Source organism: Pedobacter sp. 01N416, from assembly GCF_056399685.1.
Genome location: NZ_JBFTRT010000400.1, coordinates 1 through 4,781, shown reverse-complemented (window position 1 = coordinate 4,781; position 4,781 = coordinate 1). Strand labels below are relative to the sequence as shown.

5 protein-coding genes are annotated in these 4,781 nt (G+C 40.0%); all 5 read left to right on the top strand.

Features of this window, described 5'->3' with window-relative positions; all coding sequences use genetic code 11:
- Window positions 1-716: aspartate aminotransferase family protein (locus AC1DND_RS19830; protein WP_477584252.1), on the top strand; the 716-nt coding region annotated here is incomplete at its 5' end.
- A gap of 114 nt (window positions 717-830) precedes the next feature.
- Window positions 831-1,802 carry a Rossmann-fold NAD(P)-binding domain-containing protein gene (locus AC1DND_RS19825; protein ID WP_477584250.1) on the top strand — a complete coding sequence of 324 codons (972 nt, stop codon included), beginning with the start codon at window positions 831-833 and terminating at the stop codon, window positions 1,800-1,802.
- Between the two features lie 104 nt (window positions 1,803-1,906).
- Complete coding sequence (gene argB, locus AC1DND_RS19820; protein ID WP_477584249.1) at window positions 1,907-2,737, top strand: acetylglutamate kinase; 831 nt, start codon at window positions 1,907-1,909, stop codon at window positions 2,735-2,737.
- 159 nt (window positions 2,738-2,896) lie between these two features.
- On the top strand, window positions 2,897-3,709 hold the full coding sequence (gene proC, locus AC1DND_RS19815; RefSeq protein ID WP_477584247.1) for a pyrroline-5-carboxylate reductase: 813 nt from the start codon (window positions 2,897-2,899) through the stop codon (window positions 3,707-3,709).
- Window positions 3,710-3,828: 119 nt separating this feature from the next.
- On the top strand, window positions 3,829-4,781 hold a 953-nt coding region (locus AC1DND_RS19810), incomplete at its 3' end, for a M20 family metallo-hydrolase (RefSeq protein ID WP_477584245.1).

Here is a 4,781-nt window from a genome sequence, read left to right as displayed (position 1 = left end):
TTGTAGCACCGGTTAATCAGACCGAAAATGTAATCTTTTTGCCTTTCAATAATGAGGTTGCTTTAGAAGAAACTTTTAAAGCACAGGGCAATGAAATTTCGGCTGTTATTATTGAAGGTATTCAAGGTGTAGGCGGCATTAAAGAAGCTTCGAAAAGTTTCTTGCAAAAAATCCGTTCACTTTGCGATGAATATAATACGGTTTATATTGCAGATAGTGTACAATGCGGTTACGGACGTACAGGATCGTTTTACTCACACGATTACGCTGGGGTTAAAGCAGATGTTTATACCATGGCAAAAGGAATGGGTAATGGCTTTCCGGTAGCGGGAATCTCTATAGCGCCCAAATTTAAACCTTGGCATGGAGAGTTAGGTACAACTTTCGGTGGTAACCATTTAGCTTGTGCTGCGGCTTTAGCTGTTTTAGAAGTGATGCAACAGGAAAACCTGATGAAAAATGCAGAAGAAGTAGGAAGTTACCTAATTACCGAATTGAAAAAATTTGAACAGGTGGTAGAAATACGTGGCCGTGGATTAATGATCGGTATTGAGCTACCTGCCGAACTGGCGCATGTTAAAAAAGAATTATTGTTTACACACCATATTTTTACTGGTGAGGCAAAACCGAATGTGATCCGTTTGTTGCCAGCCTTAAATTTAACAAAAGCACATGCTGACGAGTTTTTGGCGGCGTTTAAACAACTGGTAAAATAAATACTGTGTATTTGGTCGATCGTCATGCTGAATTTATTTCAGCATCTATTTTGTAGAAAAGACCCTGAAATAAATTCAGGGTGACGGATCGGGATAAATTAATTTATATTAAAAATGAAACTTTTCACTTCCGTACACGATGTTCCAAGCATCAAACAGTTTGTAAATGATGCGCTAGCGTTAAAGGCGAATCCTTATGCGCACCAAGATTTAGGTAAGAACAAAACCTTAGGTTTAGTTTTTATGAATCCAAGTTTACGTACCCGGTTAAGTACGCAAAAAGCGGCCTTAAACTTAGGTATGAATGTAATGGTGATGAATCTGGATAAAGAAGGCTGGGCTTTAGAAACGCAGGATGGTGTAGTGATGAATGGTTCGACAGTTGAACATATTCGCGAAGCTGCTGCCGTAATGGGCCAATATTGCGATATTTTAGGCTTGCGTTCTTTTCCAAAACTGAATAACCGTGAGGAAGATTATAGCGAAGATTTCTTCAATAAATTTGTGAAATATTGTGCCGTACCTGTAGTGAGTTTGGAGAGTGCAACACGTCACCCTTTACAAAGCTTTGCCGATATCATTACCATTCACGAAACCTGGACAAAGAAACCTGATGGGCGCAAACCAAAGGTAGTTTTGGCTTGGGCGCCTCATGTAAAGGCTTTGCCCCAGGCAGTACCAAATTCTTTTGCAGAGTGGATGTGCAAAGCTCAGGCAGAAGGAATGATCGATTTTACTATTGCGCAACCAGAGGGTTACGAGCTTTCGGAAGATTTTACGCCTAATGCCGATATTCAGTATAATTTAGAAGAAGCTTTGGCCGGTGCTGATTATGTGTATGTGAAGAACTGGAGTAGTTATAAAGAGTATGGAAAAGTGTTAACTTATCCTGATGGCTGGAYGATGAATAATGAGAAATTAAAATTCACAAACGATGCTAAAGTGATGCATTGCTTACCTGTACGCCGCGATCTGGAATTATCATCAGAGATTTTGGATGGACCAAATTCATTGGTTATTCACGAAGCCGGAAACCGTTTATGGGCGGCGCAGGCAGTAATTAAAGCGATGTTGGAGGAATTGTAAATCATATGCCTCGGCTCGTGTCCCCGCGAACCGAAATTATTAATATGGTGAAACAAAACTATTAATGTGATTCGTGGAGACACGAACCACGGTAAGAATAAATTATGAAACAACTCACTATCATAAAAATCGGCGGAAACGTAATCGATAACTCCGAAAACTTACACCAGTTTTTATTGGATTTTACTGCATTGCCAGGAGATAAGATCCTGGTGCACGGCGGGGGTAAAATTGCAACTGAACTGGGCGAATCGTTGGGCATTGAAGCCAAAATGGTTGAGGGTAGAAGAATTACCGATATCGAAACCCTGCGTATTGTAACGATGGTTTACGCCGGACTGATCAATAAAAATATGGTTGCCCAACTACAGGCCAAAGGAAGTAATGCGATTGGTTTAACCGGCGCAGATGGTAATATCATTAAAGCGAAAAAAAGGCCTGTTAGTACCAAAACTTATGGTGCAGAGGCCGGCCCTATGGCAGGTGCAGTTATTGATTACGGCTTTGTGGGCGATTTAGATGAAAATTCTGTTTCAGCGAATGCTTTAGGCACTTTATTAAATGCTGGCTTTGTTCCGGTTTTATGTGCCATTACACATGATGGTGGTACTCAGCTTCTGAATACCAATGCTGATACCATAGCCTCTTCTGTTGCGGTGGCTATRTCAAGCTTATATGAAACCCGTTTGGTATATTGCTTTGAGAAAAAAGGAGTACTTAGGGACGTTAATGATGATGCTTCTGTTGTAAGAGAAATCAAAGCTGATGAGTTTGAAGGTTTAAAAGCCGATGGAACTGTGCAAGGTGGAATGATCCCTAAACTGCACAATGCCTTTGAAGCGATTAAAAAAGGAGTTTCTGCAGTTTATATCGGCAAAGCCGATGAGCTCGCTGAACTTGCCAAGGGAACTTTTGGTACTAAAATGCTGAAGTAAAGGTGGGGGAAAAGAGGTAGAAGGTGAGTAGGTTGAGGGTGGAAGGTTTTTAGTCGAGGTACCTAAACTTATCGTTTGCTTTTCAACACAAAAAATCTGTGCAATCAAACCGAAGAAAAAAAATAAAATCTGTGTAAGCAAACTAAAGGGAAAATAATCATGACAAAAAAAATAGCCATAATTGGTAGCGGAAATATCGGTTTATCTTTAGCGAAAGGTTTGGTAAAGGCCGATTTTGCTCAAGCAGGCGACATTACGCTTACCCGTAGAAATATTGATCATTTAAAATCATTCGCCGAAGCCGGTTTTAATGTAAGCAATAACAATAAACAGGCTGTAGTTGATGCTGATGTTGTGATTTTGGCTGTTCTGCCACAACAATTAAATACGGTTTTAGATGAAATTCAAAATTCAATTGTTCCGACCAAACATTTGGTTATTTCGGTAATTTCTGGCGTGAGCTGTGCTGCGGTTAGGGAAAAATTAGGTGATGATGTTGAGGTAATCAGGGTAATGCCTAACACAGCAATTGCTATTGGTCAATCGATGACTTGCATGGCCAGCGATAATGCATCAGCAGCAAACATTGCAGATGTGACTAAAATGTTCGAAACGGTTGGTTCTGTTGTGAAAATTAATGAAGATTTAATGACTTCAGCAACAGCGCTTTGTGCCTGCGGGATTGCGTTCTTTTTAAGGGCAATCAGGGCTGCATCGCAAGGTGGCGTAGAAATCGGTTTTCATGCTGATGAAGCTTTAAAAATGGCTGTTCAAACGGCTAAAGGAGCGGCTGATTTGCTTTTATTACATGGAACACACCCAGAATCAGAAATAGATAAGGTAACTTCGCCGAAAGGTTGTACCATAGCAGGTTTAAATGAAATGGAACATAACGGTTTTAGCTCATCATTGATAAAAGGTATTAAACTTTCGGCTTTAAAAGCAGGGAATCTGTATACCAAAGAAGGTTAGAGGTGTAGGGTTTAGGACATAAAGTCTTAATTGCAAACATAAAACTGAAAGCCAAAATAAAAGGTAGAAAGTTTAAAGACGGGTTTAGTCTTAATACTTAATACTAATTACTTGATACTATGTTACTAGAAAATATACAAAAAGAAAGTCTGGATTTATTGCGACAGTTGATCCGCATCCAGTCTTTTAGTAAAGAAGAAGATCGGACGGCGAATTTAATTGCGCAGTTTTTGGAGGAGAGAGGAGTTAAGACTCAGCGTAAAATGAATAACGTTTGGGCTTACAACAAACATTTTGATCCAGCTAAGCCAACACTTTTGTTGAATTCACATCATGATACGGTAAAGCCTAATTCAGGTTACACCCGCGATCCTTATGATGCTGCAATTGAAGGTGATAAACTGTTTGGTTTGGGCAGTAATGATGCTGGTGGTTGTTTAGTGTCGCTAATCGGAACCTTTTTATATTATTACAAGCAAGAAAATTTAAAATACAATATCTGTTTGGCAGCGACTGCCGAGGAAGAAATTTCTGGTAATAATGGATTAGAACTGGTTCTTCCTGATTTGGGCGAACTGGAGTTTGGTATCGTAGGCGAGCCTACAGAAATGAATTTAGCCATTGCCGAGCGCGGTTTGTTGGTATTAGATTGTGTATCGCATGGTAAAGCCGGTCATGCTGCTCGTGAAGAGGGAGAGAATGCGATTTACAAAGCATTAAAAGATATCGAATGGTTTAGGAACTATCAGTTTCCAAAAGTTTCGGAGGTTTTTGGGCCATTAAAAATGACGGTTACGATTATCAACGCAGGTTCGCAGCACAATGTTGTTCCGGCAAATTGTACTTTTACGGTTGATGTTCGTGTAACTGATGCTTACACTAATGAAGAGGTTTTAGAGATTATCAGGGCAAATGTTGATTGTGATGTTACCCCACGGTCTATCCGCTTAAAACCATCGTCGATTGATAAAAACCATCCGGTTGTTCAGGCTGGTGTTGCCCTTGGAAAAACTACTTATGGTTCGCCTACTACCTCCGATCAGGCGTTATTAGATATTCCATCAGTAAAATG

Excerpts from the sequence above, each read along its gene's own strand:
- proC (WP_477584247.1), top strand. The coding sequence starts at position 2,897 with ATGACAAAAAAAATAGCCATAATTGGTAGCGGAAATATCGGTTTATCT.